General features: G+C 72.1%; 15 protein-coding genes. 10 read left to right on the forward strand and 5 right to left on the reverse strand.

Translation table 11 applies throughout. The features are described 5' to 3' along the window. The first annotated feature begins 17 nt into the window (after nt 1-17). On the forward strand, nt 18-557 hold the full coding sequence (locus ABZ396_RS30925; RefSeq protein WP_358923288.1) for a sigma-70 family RNA polymerase sigma factor: 540 nt from the start codon (nt 18-20) through the stop codon (nt 555-557). Here ABZ396_RS30925 and ABZ396_RS30930 read toward each other — a convergent pair. Next, nucleotides 541-1,977: a hypothetical protein gene (locus ABZ396_RS30930; RefSeq protein WP_358923290.1), complete on the reverse strand. Its 1,437-nt coding sequence runs from the start codon at nt 1,975-1,977 to the stop codon at nt 541-543. The two genes, ABZ396_RS30925 and ABZ396_RS30930, sit on opposite strands and share 17 nt — an antisense overlap. 143 nt (nt 1,978-2,120) lie before the next feature. Here ABZ396_RS30930 and ABZ396_RS30935 point away from each other — a divergent pair, with 143 nt between their 5' ends. The 3 genes from ABZ396_RS30935 to ABZ396_RS30945 all read left to right on the forward strand — a co-directional run bounded on the left by ABZ396_RS30935 (nt 2,121) and on the right by ABZ396_RS30945 (nt 8,837). Next, nucleotides 2,121-3,995, forward strand: coding sequence for a putative T7SS-secreted protein (locus tag ABZ396_RS30935; protein WP_358923292.1), 1,875 nt, complete (start codon nt 2,121-2,123; stop codon nt 3,993-3,995). Nucleotides 3,996-4,072: 77 nt separating this feature from the next. Beyond that, nucleotides 4,073-4,366: a WXG100 family type VII secretion target gene (locus tag ABZ396_RS30940; RefSeq protein WP_358923294.1), complete on the forward strand. Its 294-nt coding sequence runs from the start codon at nt 4,073-4,075 to the stop codon at nt 4,364-4,366. A 70-nt stretch (nt 4,367-4,436) separates the two neighbouring features. After that, the gene (locus ABZ396_RS30945; protein WP_359186440.1) at nt 4,437-8,837 is read left to right on the forward strand and encodes an FtsK/SpoIIIE domain-containing protein; all 4,401 of its coding nucleotides are present in this window, start codon (nt 4,437-4,439) and stop codon (nt 8,835-8,837) included. A gap of 146 nt (nt 8,838-8,983) precedes the next feature. Here ABZ396_RS30945 and ABZ396_RS30950 read toward each other — a convergent pair whose 3' ends face one another. Both ABZ396_RS30950 and ABZ396_RS30955 read right to left on the reverse strand, forming a co-directional pair. Next, a complete protein-coding gene (locus ABZ396_RS30950; RefSeq protein ID WP_358926885.1) occupies nt 8,984-9,622 on the reverse strand; it encodes a hypothetical protein in 639 nt (212 codons plus the stop codon). 71 nt (nt 9,623-9,693) lie between these two features. Then, a complete protein-coding gene (locus ABZ396_RS30955) occupies nt 9,694-9,987 on the reverse strand; it encodes a hypothetical protein (protein WP_358926884.1) in 294 nt (97 codons plus the stop codon). A gap of 157 nt (nt 9,988-10,144) precedes the next feature. Here ABZ396_RS30955 and ABZ396_RS30960 point away from each other — a divergent pair, with 157 nt between their 5' ends. Then, a complete protein-coding gene (locus ABZ396_RS30960; protein ID WP_358926883.1) occupies nt 10,145-10,819 on the forward strand; it encodes a hypothetical protein in 675 nt (224 codons plus the stop codon). A gap of 22 nt (nt 10,820-10,841) precedes the next feature. On the opposite strand, the gene ABZ396_RS30965 is transcribed toward ABZ396_RS30960, so the two are convergent. Beyond that, a complete protein-coding gene (locus ABZ396_RS30965) occupies nt 10,842-11,447 on the reverse strand; it encodes a GPP34 family phosphoprotein (protein ID WP_358926882.1) in 606 nt (201 codons plus the stop codon). 234 nt (nt 11,448-11,681) lie between these two features. Here ABZ396_RS30965 and ABZ396_RS30970 point away from each other — a divergent pair, with 234 nt between their 5' ends. Then, a complete protein-coding gene (locus tag ABZ396_RS30970; protein ID WP_358926881.1) occupies nt 11,682-12,536 on the forward strand; it encodes a PaaX family transcriptional regulator C-terminal domain-containing protein in 855 nt (284 codons plus the stop codon). Here the strand turns inward: ABZ396_RS30970 and ABZ396_RS30975 are convergent. After that, nucleotides 12,533-12,952, reverse strand: a complete 420-nt coding sequence (locus tag ABZ396_RS30975; RefSeq protein WP_358926880.1) for a RidA family protein — start codon at nt 12,950-12,952, stop codon at nt 12,533-12,535. The genes ABZ396_RS30970 and ABZ396_RS30975 overlap by 4 nt on opposite strands. Before the next feature lie 154 nt (nt 12,953-13,106). Here ABZ396_RS30975 and ABZ396_RS30980 point away from each other — a divergent pair, with 154 nt between their 5' ends. From ABZ396_RS30980 to ABZ396_RS30995, 4 genes are read left to right on the forward strand one after another with little or no spacing between them, the layout of a single operon-like run. Next, complete coding sequence (locus ABZ396_RS30980; protein ID WP_358926879.1) at nt 13,107-13,589, forward strand: cupin domain-containing protein; 483 nt, start codon at nt 13,107-13,109, stop codon at nt 13,587-13,589. Next, a complete protein-coding gene (locus ABZ396_RS30985) occupies nt 13,586-14,485 on the forward strand; it encodes an acyl-CoA thioesterase domain-containing protein (protein WP_358926878.1) in 900 nt (299 codons plus the stop codon). Before ABZ396_RS30980 ends, ABZ396_RS30985 begins: the two co-directional genes overlap by 4 nt. Nucleotides 14,486-14,530: 45 nt before the next feature. Further along, the gene (locus tag ABZ396_RS30990; protein WP_358926877.1) at nt 14,531-16,171 is read left to right on the forward strand and encodes an AMP-binding protein; all 1,641 of its coding nucleotides are present in this window, start codon (nt 14,531-14,533) and stop codon (nt 16,169-16,171) included. A gap of 11 nt (nt 16,172-16,182) precedes the next feature. Further along, nucleotides 16,183-18,567, forward strand: coding sequence for a bifunctional salicylyl-CoA 5-hydroxylase/oxidoreductase (locus ABZ396_RS30995; RefSeq protein ID WP_358926876.1), 2,385 nt, complete (start codon nt 16,183-16,185; stop codon nt 18,565-18,567). Nucleotides 18,568-18,696 lie beyond the last annotated feature (129 nt).

Genomic DNA, 18,696 nt, shown 5'->3' on the forward strand with positions numbered 1-18,696 from the left:
CCGTCAGGAACTCGAAGATGACTACGACCACCCACGCGCACGCCGCGCCGGCCGCAGACCGCGACCAACTGCTGCACACCATGATGTCCGACCACGCGAAGGCGCTGGTCGTCTACGCCGAGAAGCTGCTGAACGACCGTCACATGGCCGAGGACATCGTCCAGGAGGCCCTCATCCGTGCCTGGCCGCACGCCGAACGCCTCTACAGCACCGAGGGATCGGTGCGGGGCTGGCTCCTCAAGGTCACCCGCAACCTCGTCGTCGACCGGATGCGCAGCGCCGCCGCCCGCCACGAGACCCTCGGTGCCGACGACCGGGACGTACCCCTGCCCGACCACTCCGGCGCCGTGCTGACCTCGGTGGAGGCCACCGATCTGCTGCGGCAGCTGTCGCACGAGCACCGGGAGGTCCTGCTGCACACCTACCTGTGCGGCCGGACCGCGCAGGAAACGGCACGCATCCTGGGCATACCCGCCGGGACCGTCAAGTCCCGCCAGCACTACGCCCTCACCGCCCTGCGCGCCAAGGCCGGCAGGGGACTCACGCCGGAACGGTGAGCCGCACGTCCAGCACCGGGATGTCGACATGGCCGTCGGCGTCGGTGTGCCAGCGCCAGTGCGCACCCTCCGCCTCGCCGTACACGAGCCCGGTCCAGCCAGCGCCGTCCGGTCCGCACAGCGCGGCCAGTTCGGCGGCCGCCGGCCCGCCCGGTGTCCCGGCCACCACGACCAGGCCCCGCACCGGCCTGCGCGACGCGCCGGCACGCACCGTCCCCCGGCCCGCGACCGGTACCGCCGTGGCCGGGGTCTCGACCCGCGGAAGCTGCCGCAGACCCGCGGGCACCGTGAGCGGCTGCGCACCGTCCGCGCCGCGCAGCACGGTCACCGGAGTATCCGGCCGGGTCCGGGCGATCTCCGCCAGCAGGTTCTGCACGACGTCCCGGGCCACGCTCTGATCACCGCTCACGCTGAGCACGCCGTCCAGCCGGCTGAGGTCCACGAACACCGGCTCGCCGTCCGCGTCCGTGCCCGCCCGCACCAGGCAGGCGGCGCCGACCGCGGCCTGTGACGTCACACCGGCCTCCTCGCCGCGGCTCAGCCAGCCGGTGGCGGCCGCGGGGCGGCGCCAGCGGGTGCCGTCGACGTTCGCCCACGGAGCGTCGACCGAGTCGGAGGCCGTCAGCCACACCGTCACGCCCGCCCCGTCGACCCGCAGCGCGTGCACCGGCCGCTCCGGCTGCCGGCGGGTGGCCGCGAACTCGCCCAGGGTGCCGTAGGCGCGTCGTACGCCTTCCGCGTCGGTCGCGAAGCGGCGGCCCGTGGCCCGGCGCTGCGTCAGGCGGCGCTTGCGGCGCATCGGCTCGCCGAGCCGGCCGACGGCGTGCCGTACGGCGGCGTACGCCATGCGCACCTTCCGCCTGCCGACGATTCCGGCGGTGATCAGGGCGAGCAGAATCGTGCCGAGCACCGCGACAGCCGCGGCCAGCGGAATCGTGAACATCGTGGACTGCTGGGCGCCCGGCGGGGACGTCTGCTGTCCGGAGGCCGGGGGGATGGTGGCGGCGCCCTGGCCGCCGGTGTCCCGGGCCAGCCGGACGTCGGGTCCCGAGGCGTCCTGCGGCAGGCGCAGGATCCAGCCGGGGTGCAGCTGGTCGGCCGGGCTGTCCAGGGTCCCGCCGTCCTTCTGCGCCTGACCGCGGTTGAGGTCGAGGATCTCGCCCGACCGGGACGCGTCGCCCAGCGTGGAGACGGCGATCGACTGCAGGGTGGCGAGCTGCCCGCCTGCCTGCGCCGGGTCCGGTACCACGAACACCTTGATCAGATCGTCGTCGGGGGCCGCGTGCGCGGACGCCGTCCCACCCAGCGCCATCAGACAGGCCGCCAACAGCGCCACCATGGTGCGCAGCAGCATGCGCACCGTGGGGTTCGCCGGCCTGTGCCCGTACCCGTCGTCCCCGTTGCCGCTCATCGTGTCCACCCATGTCCTCCTGGTTCCGTTGCACCGACTACACGGAGCCGCCCGGTGGAATCGTTCGAAGCGAACTCGGATTGAACCCTTCGCGACACCGACCCCGTGTACCTGGCGAACACCCGTCACAGGCACCGGACCGGGGGATCCCCATGGCACGTCGGCACGCGAGTCCCGAGGACTTCCAGATCGTCGGCATGGACTCCGATCCGACTCCCGGTGACCCCGACCTGATCCAGGGCGTGATGCAGCGGTACCGGGACATCGGGGACGCCGCGGAGAAGGCGCTGAACGTCCTGAAGAAGGACGGCACGATCTCGCAGGGCCGTGGTTCGGCGATGGACCAGCTGAAGCAGAAGATCGGCGACGATCTCCCGGAAAAGCTGACCAAGACCATGACCTCCTACCACGACGCGGCCCAGGCTTACACCGACTACATGCCGCGGCTGCGGGAGGCCCAGGACACCTTCGACCGGGCGGTGGACCAGGCCCGGTCGGCCGCTCCGCAGGCGAACCAGGCGCCCAAGCAGCTCGGCGCGAACCCGACGGACGAAGAGAAGTCCGAGGCGCGCAGGACGCAGGACGCCATCGACGCCGGCCAGTCGGAGCTGAGCGCGGCCAAGAGCCTGGCCGAACAGGCCAAGTCGATGCGGGAGAGCGCGCAGGGCCGGTGCGCCGACGTGCTGGACCGGGCGGCGCAGGAGGCGATTCCGGAGCGGAACATCTTCCAGAAGATCGCCGACTTCTTCAAGGATTTCCCGTTCGTCCAGATCCTGCTTGCCGCGCTCGTCGCCGTCGTGGCGGTGTTCTTCCCGGTGGTGGGCGCACTGCTCGGCGCGGCGTTGTTCGTCTTCAACCAAGTCGTGGCCAGTCAGACCGGCGGTATCAAGGCCGGTGACTTCGTCGTCGGTCTGCTCGGGATCGTGCCCGGCGGCTCCCTGCTGAAGCTCGGCGGCAAGGCCGTCCAGGCGATCGCCCCCGCCGCCGTGGCCGCCGTGAAGAGCTCGGGCTTCATCACGAAGGGCACCGGGTCGATCACGAAGATCGGTGAGTCCCTCACCAACAGCAAGATCGTCGGCGGTGTGCTCGCCAACCCCGTCGGCAAGGTGGCCACCGAGGTCGGCGGCAACTTCCTGACCAACTCGGCGCTGGAAGCGGGCGCCAAGGCGGCCAACCACGACCAGATCACGGCCGCGGGCGTGTTCGCGGGGGCGGCGGCGGGGGCCGTGGCCGGAGCCGCCTTCAAGGGAGGCATCGGCAAGATCGGAAAGAGCCGCGGGAACCCAGCGGTCGAGGAGGGCAAGGGCGGCCGGTTCGGGGACACCACGGCGCCCGCGGCCGGGGACACCGTGGGCAAGCGGGCCACCGACCAGATCGGAGGCGCCGTCGAGGAGGGCGCCACCCTCGGCACCAAGATCGGCGTGGGTGTCGCCCAGGGCGGCGACCCCAACGAGGTCGCGGCCGGTGAGATCGCCAACTCCGCACCGAAGCTCGGCGCCGGACCCGTCGGAAAGGCGGGCCTCGGCCGTTCGATCGACGGCCTCACCGACAAGATCCCCGTCAAGGGCAGCCCCAGACCGCCGGCCGGTCCGGCGAACACACCCGCCGACCAGACGTCGACGCCGGACCCGGCGGCCTCACCGACAGGGTCGCGTCCCTCCACCCCGGCGCCGGTGGACCCGGCCAACGTGCCGCTTCCGCCGTCGCCGACGGGGTCCCGCCCGTCCACGCCGACCCCGGTGGACCCGGCCGACGTGCCGCTTCCGCCGTCCCCCACCACTCCGCACCCCACCGACGCGCCGCCGTCCTCGCCCGTCACCCCGGACGCCGGCAGCCCCCAGGGACGGCCCGGCCTCCCACCGATCAGTACGTCCGACGCGCAGCCGAACTCCGGCAGCGAGTCGCCGTCCCCGTCGAGCGACGGGTTCGTCACGGCGCCCACGAGCCCCAGCGGGTCATCGTCCCCGACGAGCGACGGGTTCGTCACGGCGCCGACGAGCCCCGCTGAAGGCCCGGACGGCCGGTAGTCCCTCTGCCGTCCGCACATCACAGTCGTCCACCCCCGAAGGGTGGATCGCACCAACAACCAGCAAGGAGTCCTCCCATGCCCAACTACAGCGTCAACTCGGACACCACCTCCTCCACCTCGCAGGCCCTCCTCAACGACTTCTCCCAGCTCCAGGACAAGCTCAACGAGGTCAAGGGCAAGATCTCCAGCCTGCTTGCCGACGGCTACACCACGCCGGCCGCCCAGCAGAAGTTCTCGCCGTTCTTCGACGAGTTCGCCAAGGGCTTCGACCAGGTCAACCAGGGGCTGCAGGGGATCGGCCAGTACGTGAAGTCCGTCGGCGAGGCCTTCGACCAGACCGACAGCCAGCTCGGCTCCAACCTCTCCTGACCCACCGGCCCGGCTCGCCGCCATGGCGGGCGGTGCCACACCCACCTCCACACGAGAAGGACGATGAGCAGTGCGATTGACCGTCAGCGTGCGTGACCCGCAGGTCGAGGGGGTGTCCACCACCGTCGCCGTGGAAACCGAACCGTCCGCGCAGACGGGCAGTCTCGCGGCCGAACTGGCACGGGCCGTCGGGTATACCGGGGCGGCCGCGGGGGAGCCGCCCCTGTACATCGGCCCGGCCCCCGTCGACCCGCACACCACCCTCCAGGGCGCCGGGGTGCGGGACGGCATGGACCTCGGGCTCGGCGCTCCCCTGCCACGGGACCCCGAGCCCGAGGGCCGCACCGAGGTCCGGCTGGTGTCGGGCCCGGGCGCCGGAACCGTCTTCCGGCTCGTCCCGGGCGACTACGACATCGGCAGCGGCCCCCTGTGCCGTGTCCGCCTCGCCGACACCGCCCCGCCGCTCGCGGCCCGGGTCCGGGTCCGGCTCGACGGCAGTGCCGAACTCCTCAAGACGGACGGGGCGTTGCTCGACGGCAAGCCCGCGCAGGACCCCGCCCCGTGGCGGGCGGGCAGCCAGCTCGCCGTCGGCGACATCCTGCTGGAGCTGACCTCACGCCCCACGGCCCGCGCCCCGCTGACCCCGGCCCAGGACGGTCTCGGCCTGGAGTTCAACCGGCCGCCGCGGTTCCTGCCGCCCGCCGCGGGCGCGAAGTTCCGGCTTCCCACCCCGCCGGTCAAGCCCGACAAGCGTCCCATCCCGCTGCTGCCGATCCTGCTGCTGCCGGCGGGCAGCGCGGCGATCGCCATCTTCGTCACCCACCGCTGGTCGTTCGTCTTCATCGCCCTGCTCTCCCCGATCGCCGCCCTGGTCACCCAGTTCGGCGGCCGCAAGCAGGCGATGCTCAAGTACCTGGAGAAGAAGGAGGAGTACGACCGGACGCTCGCCCGCGTGCGCGCGGACATCGACGCGGCCGTACTGGAGGAACAGCACAACCTGCGTCTGTCGCTGCCCGATCCGGCCACGCTGCTCCAGATGGCGGTGCAGCCCTCGGAGCGGCTGTGGGAACGCCGTTGGCAGGACCCCGACTTCCTCTCCGTGCGCGTCGGCACCACCGACCTGCCCTCGTCGGTCAGCGTCGACGACCCGGAGCAGGACGAGCACCGGCGCGGCACCGTGCCGTGGCTGAACCAGGTGCCGGTCGCCGTACCGCTGCGCCGGGCCGGTGTCGCGGGCGTCGCCGGACCGGGAGCGACCCGCCTGGCCGGCTGGCTTGCCGCCCAGGCCGCCGCCCTGCACAGCCCCACCGACCTGCGCATCGTCGTCCTCGCCGGACCGGACGGCGAAGGCGACTGGTCCTGGACCCGCTGGCTGCCCCACACCCAGGCACAGGGCGAGGACGCCTACGCCCTGATCGGCAGCACCGCCGAGTCCCTGGCCCGGCGCATCGGCGAACTCGGCCAGCTCGTCGCCGCCCGCACGGCGGCCGGCCCCGACGTCACCCGCGGCGGGGCGAACGGCTACCCGGACGTCCTGGTGATCCTGGAGGAGGCGCGCAGGGCCCGTTCGCTGCCCGGTGTGATCGCGCTGCTGCGCGACGGCCCGGCCGTCGGCGTCCACACCATCTGCATCGACCGCGAGGAGCGGCTGCTGCCCGAGGAGTGCGGCGCCGTCGTCGTCACGGAGCCGGGCGCCACTACGTCCCGGGTGCGCACCGGCTCCGGCGCCGCGCTGGAGAACGTCCGCGGCGACTCGCCGGAGCCCGACTGGTACGAGCACTTCGCCCGCGCGCTGGCCCCGCTGCGCGGCGTCGGCGACAGCGACGAGAGCGCGCTGCCCGGCTCCGTACGCCTGCTGGACCTGCTGCACATCGAACCGCCCACCGCCGAGGCCGTGGTGGCCGGCTGGTCGCTGGGCGGCCGCAGCACCCGGGCCCTGCTCGGCGTCGGATACGACGGTGAGTTCGCCGTCGACCTGGTGCGCGACGGCCCGCACGCACTGATCGCCGGCACCACCGGCTCCGGCAAGTCCGAGCTGCTGCAGACCCTGGTCGCCACACTCGCCGTGGTCAACCGGCCCGACGAGATGACGTTCGTCCTCGTCGACTACAAGGGCGGCAGCGCCTTCGCCGAGTGCGCCGACCTGCCGCACACCGTCGGCCTGGTCACCGACCTCGACACCCGGCTGGTGGAGCGGGCGCTGGTCTCTCTCGGCGCCGAACTGCGCCGCCGCGAGACCCAGTTGGCGCAGGCCGGCGCCAAGGACATCGAGGACTACCTCGACAAGCGTGCCCGCGGCGGCAACGTCCTGGCCCCGCTGCCCCGACTGCTGCTGGTCATCGACGAGTTCGCGTCCATGGCGCGGGAACTGCCCGAGTTCATCTCCGGGTTGGTGAACATCGCACAGCGCGGCCGTTCGCTCGGCATCCACCTGGTGCTGGCGACCCAGCGTCCCGGCGGCGCGGTCACCCCGGACATCCGCGCCAACACCAATCTGCGGATCGCCCTGCGCACCACCGACACCAGCGAGAGCCGCGACATCATCGACGCCCCCGACTCCGGGGACATCTCCCCGGCCAACCCCGGCCGCGCCTACGCCCGGCTCGGCCCCTCGGCCCTGCTGCCGTTCCAGTCGGGCCGCGTGGGCGGCCGCCGCCCCGGCGGCCAGGCCGCCGAGGGGACCGAGGTGGCCGTCCGCGCCGAAGCGGTGAGCTGGCAGAACCTCGGCGGTCCGCGGCCGGCCGCGCGCTCCCGGGGCGGCTCGGGCGCGGCACGGACCGAGGCCGTCACCGACCTGGCGGTGCTCGCCGGAGCCGTCGCCCAGGCGGCCCGGCTCGCCGAAGTGGCGCGCCAGCCCAGCCCCTGGCTGCCCCCGCTGCCCGCGCTGCTGCCGTGGACGCCACCGCCCGCGCCCAAGCCGGCCGCCGAACGTGCGGCGGCGCTGCCCGCAGTGGAGTACGGCATCGTCGACCTGCCCGCACAGCAGACCCGCGCCCCCCTGGTCCTCGACCTCGACCGGGCCGGCCATCTGCACATCGTCGGCTCGCCCCGCAGCGGACGCTCCCAGACCCTGCGCACCCTGGCCGCCGCCCTCGGCCAGGCGCACGGCGCCGACGACGTCCACCTGTACGGCATCGACTGCGGCAACGGCGCGCTCAACGCCCTGACCGCGCTGCCGCACTGCGGCGCGGTCGTCGACCGCAACCAGACCGAGCGCCTGGGACGGCTCCTGGACCGGCTGAGCGCCGAACTCACCGCCCGCCAGAGCATCCTGGGCGCACGGGGCACGGCCGATCTGACCGAACTGCGCGGCACCCAGCCCGCCGAGGAACGGCTCGCCCACATCGTGCTGATGGTCGACCGGTTCGAGGTCTTCGAGCGCGAGTACACCGCGTACGACAACGGCAGCTACATGGAGCGCATGATCCGGCTGCTGCGCGACGGAGCAGGCGTCGGCATCCATGTCGTCCTCGCCGGTGACCGGGTGCTCGGCAGCAGCCGGTTCTCCGGCACCACCGAGGACAAGATCGTCCTCAGGCTCAACGACCGCCAGGACTACTCCAGCGTCGGCATCCCCACCAAGTCAGCGCCGGCCGACCCCGCACCGGGCCGCGGCATCCGCACCCAGGACCTGAGCGAGGCACAGATCGCGGTGCTCGGCGAGGACCTGTCCGGCACCGCGCAGGCCGACATCCTGGTCACCCTGGGCCGGGAGCTGACCGAACGCGAGTCCTCGGTTCCGCTCGCCCGGCGCCCGATCCGCCTCGACGTGCTCCCCGACCGGGTCACGTACGCCGACGCGCTCGCCCTGCACACCCACGGCGGTCCGATGCGTCCCCTGGTGGCCGTCGGCGGTGACACGCTCACCTCGCTCGGCCCCGACCTGGCGGACGTGCCGACCTTCGTGGTCGCCGGTCCGCCGCGCACCGGCCGCAGCACCGCCCTGCTCACCGCGGCCGAGTCGCTGCTGGCCGCCGGGACCGGCCTCATCGTGCTGGCGCCGCGGCGCTCGCCGCTGCGCCGGCTGCGGGGCCGGCCGGGGGTGGCCGTCGTCATCACGGACGCCGAGGTGACGGCCGAGGAGTTCCGGCAGGCTCTGGGCAATGTGCCGGAGGAGCACGGCGTGATCGTGGTGGACGACGCCGAACTGTTCATGGGGGCCGAGATCGACCCCGACCTCGCGCTGCTCGCCCGGGGCGGTGCCGGAACCGGCTGGGGCGTCCTCGCGGCCGGCAATGCCGAGTCGCTGTCACTGAGCCTGGCCGGCTGGATGGGGCAGGTGAAGCGCAACCGCACCGGCATGCTCCTCTCCCCGCAGGGACTGAGCGACGGCGAGGTCATCGGTGTGAAGCTGAGCCGGGGCGTCGTGGGACAGGCCCCGCAGCCGGGCCGGGGTCTGCTGCACCTGGGCGACGGAACGCTGCGGACGGTCCAGGTGCCGTTCGTCGAAGCCCTCGAAGCGGACCTCTGAAGCGGGGAGGCGCACCCCCGCTTCCCCCCTGGGGGTGCGCCTCCCTCCTCTCCTGCGGCCCGGACGAGCGGCCGGTCCCGCGGAGCGGTGAAGGGCGGCCGGAGCTTGGGGGCCCGGCCGCCCTTCGTCATACCGTGCCGCGTGGATCAGGCGGCGGCGCCGTCACCGTCCGGGGAGACCTGGACGCCGTCGTCCGTCACGAAGCGGAACGTGCTGGTGATGGCGTCGAAGAGGTCGTACACCTCACTCTTCAGCGGCAGGTTGGGGCTGGCGAGGGTGACCACGAGGAAGTCGTCGGTGCTGCCGGGCACCGGCATCATCGTGTGCATCGTCAGCAGCTTGACGTCGATGTCCCCGGTCAGCCGGGTCACCTCGGTGCCGGTGACGCGGGCCACCGTGCCCACATGAGGCACCTTCGCCGACGCGATGACCCGGTCCCTGGGCGCCGCGCCGGTAGCCGAGGAGACACCGAGCCGCGCCGACAGCACGGGCAGGGTGAGCTCCTCACCCTCGGGGGTGCTCACGGCGAAGACCATGCCGTACGCCATGAAGAGGCCCTCGGTGTACATCGTCGCCGTGCCCGCGGCCAGCAGCGCCCCGTGGCGGCGGGCGGCCCGGGTCACCTCCCGGCCCTGCCGGAACATGTCGTTGATCCGTGCCTTCTCGCGCGGGTCGTCGGTCGCGGCGAGGGCCTGGGCGCGGGTCCTGGCCAGCTCCTCACCGCTCAGGTCGACCTGCTGCCACTGGTCCGGGATGTCCAGCAGAAAACGCCGTGCGGTGCTCATCGGTCGGCCGCCACCTTCGGGGGAAGTGTTGGACAAGTCGGGGGACTCAGGGAAGTGCTCGGCGGGGGAGCTCACCGGCCGCTGCCGTCGTCGAGGTTCGCCACCGCGTCCTGGTCGGTCTTCTCGAAGGAGTCCAGGACGGTACCGATGGCGTCACGGATGCCCTGCACCTGCTTCTGCAGCTGGTGCTTGCCGTCCTCCCACTTGTTCTCGAAGTTCTGTGCGGAGCCGTGGGAGAGCTCGGGCCCGAACGCGGCATCGAAGTCGAACGTGTGGTGTCCGATGTCGATGAAGTCGTGCACGAAGCCCAGCATGTCCTGGGCCTCTTTGAGTTCACTCCCGGGGATGTTGACGTCCGACGCCACTGCGGGCCCCCGTTCCTGGTGCGGTGAGGATTCGTCTCTGCCGGGAACACGAGGTCGCGGGCCCAAAACGTTCACCGCCGCGGCGGTCCGACCGATCCCGGGCGGCCCGGCGGCCGGCATATTGAACCCTTACCGGTGCCTGTCTCGTGTTGCAGGCATGACCTCGCTCTCCACCCCGCCGCCGTCCCACGGCGGCGCCGTACGCCGTGCCGTCGTCGCGTCCGTGCTCGCCCTGTGCGGTGTTGCCGGCCTGTCGGCCTGCGGCAAGACGATCTCCATCGGCGACAGCTCGACCCCGGCCACCTCGTCCTCCGCGGCGCCGTCCCCGTCCCCTTCCACCACGACACCCGGCCAGGGCACGGGCAACTCGGCCCTCCAAGTGGTCGACTCCACCGCGCAGAACGCCGGCCTCAGCGGCACCGGCGGCACCGTGGTCGGAGCGGTGGTGCAGGAGGCGCCGCCCAAGTGGGTGCAGTTGTCGGCGGTGACCTCGGCGCCGCTGTCCACCGCGCACCTCATCAACATCAACCAGGCGGCGCTGTACCGCTTCGACGCCGACACCGCCAACCCGTCGCAGACGGCCTGCACCGGCGCCTGCGCGGTGAAGTGGCCGCCCGTGACCATCCAGGAGGGCGGCAACGTCTACCTGGCGGGCGTGAACGCGAAGGCGGTCGGCGCCATCCGCCGCCCGGACGGCCAGGTCCAGATCACCGTCGGGGGCTGGCCCGTCTACCGCTTCTCCGGCGACAGCAAGCCGGGCGACCTGAACGGCCAGGGCCTCGACGGCAAGTGGTTCGCGGTCGCACCCACCGGGGAGAAGGCGACCCACTAGCGACAGCCGCCTGCGGTGGCCCTTACAGACCGCGCCACACGTTGTCGAAGGCCGCGTCCTCGATCTCCCGCCGCTGCCGCACGGCGGCCAGCTCCGTCACGGCGTCGTCCACGGCGGCCACCACCGTCACGGTGGCGTCGGAGGCGTCACTCGCAAGGTCCTTGGGCGTCTCGTCCTGGATGCCCACGGCGGCCGCGAGGGCCCCGAGCACGGGCTCACCGGACATCCAGCGCTCGCGCGCCCGGGCATGCTCGGGCGAGTCGGCCGGCGCCGTCCGCCCGCTCGGCAGGGGCAGCCAGCGCCGCCGCTGCCGGGCGACCGTCCCGTCCTCCTCCAGCACGGCGAGATAGGCGGCGGACAGGCCACGCCCCCGGCGCCACAGCCAGTCCTCGACCGACTCGTACGGTGTGTCGCGCTTCAGCGCCGCCGCCGCCTGGTCGAGGAGACGGTCGCCCGTTTCGCCCTGGGGAGCGGGCACGACGAGCTCGTCGTCGAGGGTGGCCGCCCCGGCGCCGAGGAGATCGACCAGTTCGGCTCCCGCGAGGGCCAGCGAGAGGTCGCCCTGCTCGACGGGCCGGGCGGCGGCGTCGTACACGGTGACGATGAACAGGTCCCGGGGTGTGGTCATGTCGGACTCCCCAACAGAGACAACAGAGGCACCAGAAGTACCAGAACTTCCGGAGGTATCGGGAACAACGGTGGCGCGGACGAAATCGATGCCCGGGCGGGAGCCTCGCGGGCTGCACGGCGGGAGTGGGCGAGGCGGCCCGGGTGCCGGCATCCGCACCGCCGGTGGAGCGAAGGCTCGCGCGATAGGCTGCTTCGCGATCAGAAGGGTGACATCGGCCGGAGGTGGGTGGACATGACAGCGCAAGTCGAGCCGTCGTCCGCCGTCGGCGCGGGCGGGCGGGACAGCCGGCTGGGCCCGCTGATCATCACCCTCTTCGGGCTGTACGCGCGCGGTGAGCACGACTGGCTCTCCGTGGCCTCGGTGATACGCCTCATGGCCGACCTCGGTGTGGAGGGGCAGGCCGTACGCTCCGCCGTCTCCCGGCTGAAGCGGCGCGGGGTCCTGCGGAGCGAGCGGCACGGGGGTGCCGCCGGATACGCCGTCGCCGACTCCACCCTGGAGGTGCTCGAGGAGGGCGACATCCGCATCTTCGAGCGGAACCGGGCCGCGGCCGACGACGGCTGGCTCGTAGTCGTCTTCTCGGTGCCCGAGTCCGAGCGGGACAAGCGCCACGCCCTGCGCACGGCCCTGACCCGTCTGGGCTTCGGCACCGCCGCCCCCGGTGTGTGGGTGGCCCCCGGCATCCTCGCCGACGAGACCCGCCGCACCCTGCAACGGCTCGAACTGACGCCGTACGTCGACATCTTCACCGGCGACCACTTCGCCTTCGGTGACCTGTCGGCGAAGGTCCGAGAGTGGTGGGACCTCGACGAGCTCACCGCGCTCTACGCGGACTTCCTCGCACGGTACGGGCCGGTGCGCGAGCGCGCGGCCGCGGGCGGAATCGAGCCCCACGAGGCGTTCGGGATCTATCTGCCGATGCTCACCGAGTGGCGCCGGCTCCCGTACCGCGACCCCGGGCTGCCGCTGTCCCTGCTGCCGCCGGGCTGGCACGGCGAGACGGCCGGCGCGCTCTTCGAAGAACTCGACAGGACGCTCCGGGCCCCCGCCCGCGAACACGCCCTGGCGGTCATTCACACGGCCTAGGCATCCGGCCTGATCAGCCGCTCGTCCGGGATCACGGCCACGCCGAGGATCTCGATCATCGCCTCCGGCTGCCAGAGCGCGGTGCAGCCGATGCCCGCCATCGCCGGATACACCTGCCCCGCGAGCTCCCGCCACACCCGGCCGATCGCCTTGCCGTGGGCCTGGTAGTCGGGGATGTCGGTGAGATAGATCGTCACGCTCACCAGGTCCGCCGACTCACCGCCCGCCGCCCGCAGCGTGGTGAGCACATTGCCGAACGCCTGGCGGAACTGCTCCACGATGCCACCCGGAACGATCTTCATATCGGCGTCCAGGGCGGTCTGGCCGCCCAGGTGGAGCGTGTTTCCCGCGAGCGTCCCGTGCGAGTAGCCGCTCGGGGCGGGCAGTTCGGGCGGGTTCACGGCGACGGGAGTCATGAGGCCTCCGGTTCGGTGGGGTCCGGTTCCGGCCGCACGGCCGGTCGTATTGACAATAAATGACGACCGTGAAAGATACGAGATAGAGCGCGGTCCTCTTCCCGACCCCGACAGGCCGACGATCCCGGCAAGCCCACGGAAACGGAGCCGTTCCATGGAGCCCGACCTCAGTAAGTACCGACTCGAAGACGACAACGCGACGTACCGGCTGCCCAGCGGCATCGTCGCGCCCGTCGTGACCCGGGCCGGTCAGGAGGACGTGAACACCGCCGACTCGGGCGGCGCCGTCCGGGTGTCGGGCGTCAGCGCCCAGCACACCCCCGCGCGCCGCCTGTGGTACGGCAAGGTCAGCAACGAGCCCGGCTACCGCTCCGTCACCCACCACCACGGCGAGGCCGAGACCGGCGGATACGTCCTGTCGGGCCGGGCCCGGATCTACTTCGGCGAGAAGTTCGAGGACTACGTCGACATGACGGAGGGCGACTGGGTCTTCGTGCCGCCCTTCATGCCGCACGTCGAGTGCAACCTCTCCCGGACCAAACCGCTGGTGTGGATGACCACCCGGACCCCGGAGAACATCGTGGTGAACCTGCCCGACGTGTCCGACACCGACCTGCGCGACTGGCTGAACCGATGACCGCCGCCCCGACCTCCGCGATCGTCACCGCCGCCCTGACGCTCAAGCCCGCCGCGCCGGAACACTTCGACCTCGCCTTCACCGCCACCACCCAGCCCTGCCCCTGGCCCAAGGCCTACGGCGGCGACCTCGTCGCCCAGGCCGCCGCGGCCGCCATGCGCTCGGTGACCGACGGCAAGTCGCTGCACTCGACGCACAGTTACTTCCTGCGCCCGGCCGACATCGGCACCGAGGTCCGCTACGAGGTGGAGGTGCTGCGCGACGGCCGCGGCTACAGCACCCGCCAGGTGCGCGGCTACCAGAACGGCAAGGTGCTGTACGTCTGCCTCGCCAACTTCGCGGCGGGGGAGCCGGGTGCCTCCTTCCACGCCGGGTTCACCGGGGAAGTCCCCGCCCCCGAGGACCTCCCCAGCTCGGCCGAGTACCTAGCCGACCGCACCGGCGGCACCATGACCGCAGAGTCCAAGGCCTACTGGCGCGGCGGCCGCGGCTTCGACATGCGCCATGTCCCCGGCCCCGTCTACCTCGCCGTGGAGGGTGAGCTCCTGCCCCACCAGGCGGTCTGGCTACGGCCGTTCGACACGCTGCGCCCCGTCGAGGGACTCACCGACGCCCAGCGCGACCTCGCCGTCCTCGCCTACGTCTGCGACTACACGATCCTCGAACCCGTCCTGCGGGTCCTCGGCCTGGCCTGGGCCGACCCCGGCCTGGTCACCGCCAGCCTCGACCACGCCATGTGGTTCCACCGCCCCGCACCGATGGGCGACTGGCTCCTCTACGCCCAGGAAGCGGTGGCCGCCGACGCGGGCCGCGGCCTGGGCACCGGACGCTTCTTCAGCCGCGACCACCGTCACCTGGCCACTGTCGCCCAGGAGGGCATGATCCGCCCCGCCTGACCGCCCGCCGTACACCACCGGCGGGCTCCCGGAAGGAACCCCACGTTGGCTGTTCCGCTCTCACCCTCCTCGCACCTGGACACCTTCGCCCGGGACCATCTCCCGCCCGCCGAACTGTGGCCCACCATCGAGTTCACCACGCCCGAACTGAGCTACCCGGCCCGCCTCAACGCGGCCACCGAGCTCATCGACGCGGCCGTCGAACGCCACGGCCCCCACCGCCCCGCCCTGCGCACCCCGGCCGGGGAGCTGTGGACCTACGGCGAACTGCGCACCCGCGCCAACCAGGTCGCCCAGGTCCTCACCGAGGACCTGGGCCTGGTACCGGGCGGGCGCGTCCTGCTGCGCGCGCCCAACACCCCGTGGACGGTGGCGTGCTGGCTCGGCGTCCTGAAGGCGGGCGGGGTGGTGGTCACCACGATGGCCGCCCTGCGCGCCCGCGAGATCACCCCGATCGCCGAACGCACCCGGCCCGCGATCGCACTGGTGGACCACCGCTTCACCGAGGAAGTCCGCACCGTGCTGCCCGGCCTGCGGCTGGTCGCATACGGCGGGCCCGGCCCCGAAGACCTGGTGGCCCGGTGTGCGGCCAAGTCCGGTGAGTTCAGCGACGTGGAGACGGCCGCCGACGACGTGGCACTCCTCGGCCCCACCTCGGGAAGCACCGGCGTCCCCAAGATCACGATGCACTTCCACCGGGACATCCTGTCCATCGACAACACCTTCGGCCGGCACCTCCTGGGGCTGCGGGAGGACGATCTGGTCGCCTGCACCGCGCCGTTCGCCTTCACCTTCGGCCTCGGCATGCTGGTCGTCTTTCCGCTGCGGGCCGGCGCCTGCGCCCTGCTGACCGAGACGGCGACACCGGCCCAGCTCGCCGACCTCGTCGAGAAACACGGGGTCACCGTCCTCGCGACCGCGCCCACCGCCTACAAGGCGATCGTCCGCGACGGCAAGGAACGGCGACTGAGCAGTGTGCGGGTCGGGGTGTCGGCCGGCGAACACATACCGCTCGCCGTCTGGCAGGAACTGCGGGACCGCATCGGGCTGAAGGTCATCGACGGCATCGGCGCGACCGAACTGCTGCACATCTTCATCTCCGCCGCCGGCGACGACATCCGGCCCGGCGCCACGGGGCGTGCGGTGCCCGGCTACAGCGCCACGGTCCTCGGTCTGGACGGTGCGGAGGTCGGCCCGGGGGAACCGGGGCTGCTCGGCGTCATCGGCCCGGTCGGCTGCCGCTACCTCGACGACAAGCGCCAGCAGGACTACGTCGTGAACGGCTGGAACGTCACCGGTGACATCTTCCACCGCGACGAGGACGGCTACTTCTACTACCACGCCCGCAGCGACAACATGATCGTCTCCTCCGGGTACAACATCGGCGGCCCCGAGGTGGAAGCCGCCATCGACACCCACCCGGACGTGGTCGAGTCCGCCGTCGTGGCCCGCCCCGACCCGGAGCGCGGCTCGGTCGTCTGCGCCTTCGTCGTGCTGCGCGAGGGCGTCACCGGAGATCCGGCGAAGGCCATGGAGATCCAGGACCACGTCAAGCAGGTCCTGGCGCCCTACAAGTACCCGCGTGACGTGCGCTTCCACGACGCCCTGCCGCGCAACACCAGCGGAAAACTCCAGCGGTTCGCGCTCCGCAAGATCATCGAAGCCGAATCGGCCGCTGAGCAGTGAGAGGAACTCCCTTGAAGATCGCGATCATCGGCGGTGGCCCGGGAGGGCTCTACCTCGCGGCGCTGCTCAAGCAGCTGGACCCCGCCCACGAGATCACCGTGTGGGAACGCAACGCCCCCGACGACACCTTCGGCTTCGGCGTGGTGTTCTCCGACGAGACCCTCGGCGGCATCGAGAACGCCGACACCGTCTTCGCCGAGGCCATGTCCCGCCGCTTCGCCCGCTGGACGGACATCGACATCCACTACCGGGGCGAGACCCACACCGTCGGCGGCCAGGGCTTCGCCGCGATGAGCCGCAAGGAACTCCTCCGGCTCCTGCAGGAGCGCTGCCGGGAGCTGGGCGTCACCCTGCACTTCTCGACCCCGGCACCCGAGGTGGCCGAACTGCGCGCCTCGCACGACCTCGTCGTCGGCGCGGACGGCGTCAACTCGGGTGTCCGGGCGGCCCACGCGGGCGCTTTCCGCCCGTCCCTGGACCGGCGGTGCAGCAAGTACATGTGGCTGGGCACGGACCGGGTCTTCGAGGCCTTCCAGTTCTTCGTCAAGGAGACGGAGTGGGGGGTCATGCAGGTCCACGGCTACCCCTACTCCGACACCGGCTCGACCTTCATCGTGGAGATGCACGAGGACGTCTGGCGCCGGGCCGGCTTCGACGTCACGGAGGACACCGTGTTCGCGCCGGGTGTCTCCGACGAGCGGGCCGTGGCCCGCATCCGTGAGCTGTTCGCCGAGGAACTCGGCGGGCAGCAGGTGTTCGCCAACAACTCCAAGTGGCTGAACTTCACCACCGTCCGCAACGAGCACTGGCACCACGGCAACCTCGTCCTCATCGGCGACGCCGCCCACACCGCCCACTTCTCCATCGGTTCCGGCACCAAGCTGGCCATGGAGGACGCCCTCGCCCTGGCCGCCTGTCTGCACGAACACCCGGACACGGAAAGCGCGTTGACCGCCTACGAGAGCGAGCGGCGGCCGGTGGTGCAGTCCACCCAGCGGGCCGCGCAGGCCTCGCTGGAGTGGTTCGAGAACATCGGCATGTACGCCGGCCAGGAACCCACCCAGTTCTGCTTCAACCTGCTGACCCGTTCGCGCCGTATCACCTACGACAACCTGCGCACCCGGGACGAGGCGTTCGCCGACCGCGTCGATGCCGCCTTCGCCGCGGCGCAGGGGCTGAGCACCGGGGCGCCCGCGATGTTCCAGCCGTTCCGCATCGGGCGGCTGGAGCTGAAGAACCGGGTGATCGTCTCCCCGATGGACATGTACTCCGCCGTCGACGGCGTGCCCGGTGACTTCCATCTGGTCCATCTGGGTTCGAAGGCGATGGGCGGGGCGGGGCTGGTGATGACGGAGATGGTGTGCGTCTCGCCCGAGGGCCGTATCACCCCCGGCTGCACCGGCCTGTGGAACGACGAACAGCGCGGCTCCTGGCAGCGGGTCGTCTCCTTGGTCCACGAATGCAGCACCGCGCGCATCGGCCTCCAGCTCGGCCACTCCGGCCGCAAGGGCTCGACCCGTCTTATGTGGGAGGGCATGGACGAGCCGCTCCCCGACGGCAACTGGGAGGTCGTGGGCCCGTCCGGGCTGCGGTACGGCCCCGGATCGCCCGTCCCCCGCGAACTCACCCGCTCGGAACTCGACGACATCACCGCCGAGTTCGTCGAAGCGGCCCGCCGGGGCGCCGAGGCCGGCTTCGACCTCCTCGAACTCCACTGCGCCCACGGCTATCTGCTCTCCTCCTTCCTCTCACCCCTCGCCAACCACCGCACCGACCAGTACGGCGGCCCGCTGGAGAACCGGCTGCGCTACCCCCTGGAGGTCTTCGACGCGGTGCGGTCCGTCTGGCCCGCCGAGCGGCCGATGACCGTGCGGATCTCCGCCACCGACTGGGCCCCCGACGGCAACACCGAACACGACGCGGTGGAGATCGCCCGCGCGTTCATCGCGCACGGCGCGGACGCCATCGACGTCTCCACCGGCCAGGTCACCAAGGACGAACGCCCCGCCTACGGCCGCTCCTACCAGACTCCCTTCGCCGACCGAATCCGCCACGAGGTGGCCGCCGCGACCGGCGCGGCCGTGATCGCCGTCGGCGCCATCGCCTCCTACGACGACGTGAACTCGATCCTGCTGGCGGGCCGCGCCGACCTGTGTGCCGTAGGACGCACCCATCTGTACGACCCGCACTGGACCCTGCACGCGGCCGCCGACCAGGACTACCGGGGCCCGGCCGCCGAGTGGCCCGTGCAGTTCCAGGCCGGCCGCCGCAAACCGCCCACGGCACGCACCGACGCCGTACGCCCCCGCCTGTCCCTGCTGCGGGCGGACTCGGCAGGGGAGAGCGTTCACCTGCGGTGGAAGCCCATGGGGGAGGGACTACCGGTGGTGGGGTGACGTCAGGTAGTGCCGGCGGATCAGTTCCTTGCCGTAGCCGTAGCCGTAGCCGTAGCCGTAGCCGTAGCCGTAGCCGTTGCCGTTGGCGTGCGGATGACCGAGCGCACGTGCTTCTGAGTGTGTCGTCGA

The sequence above is a fragment of the Streptomyces sp. NPDC005866 genome, from assembly GCF_040629895.1.
In the GTDB taxonomy this organism is placed as follows: Bacteria; Actinomycetota; Actinomycetes; order Streptomycetales; family Streptomycetaceae; genus Streptomyces.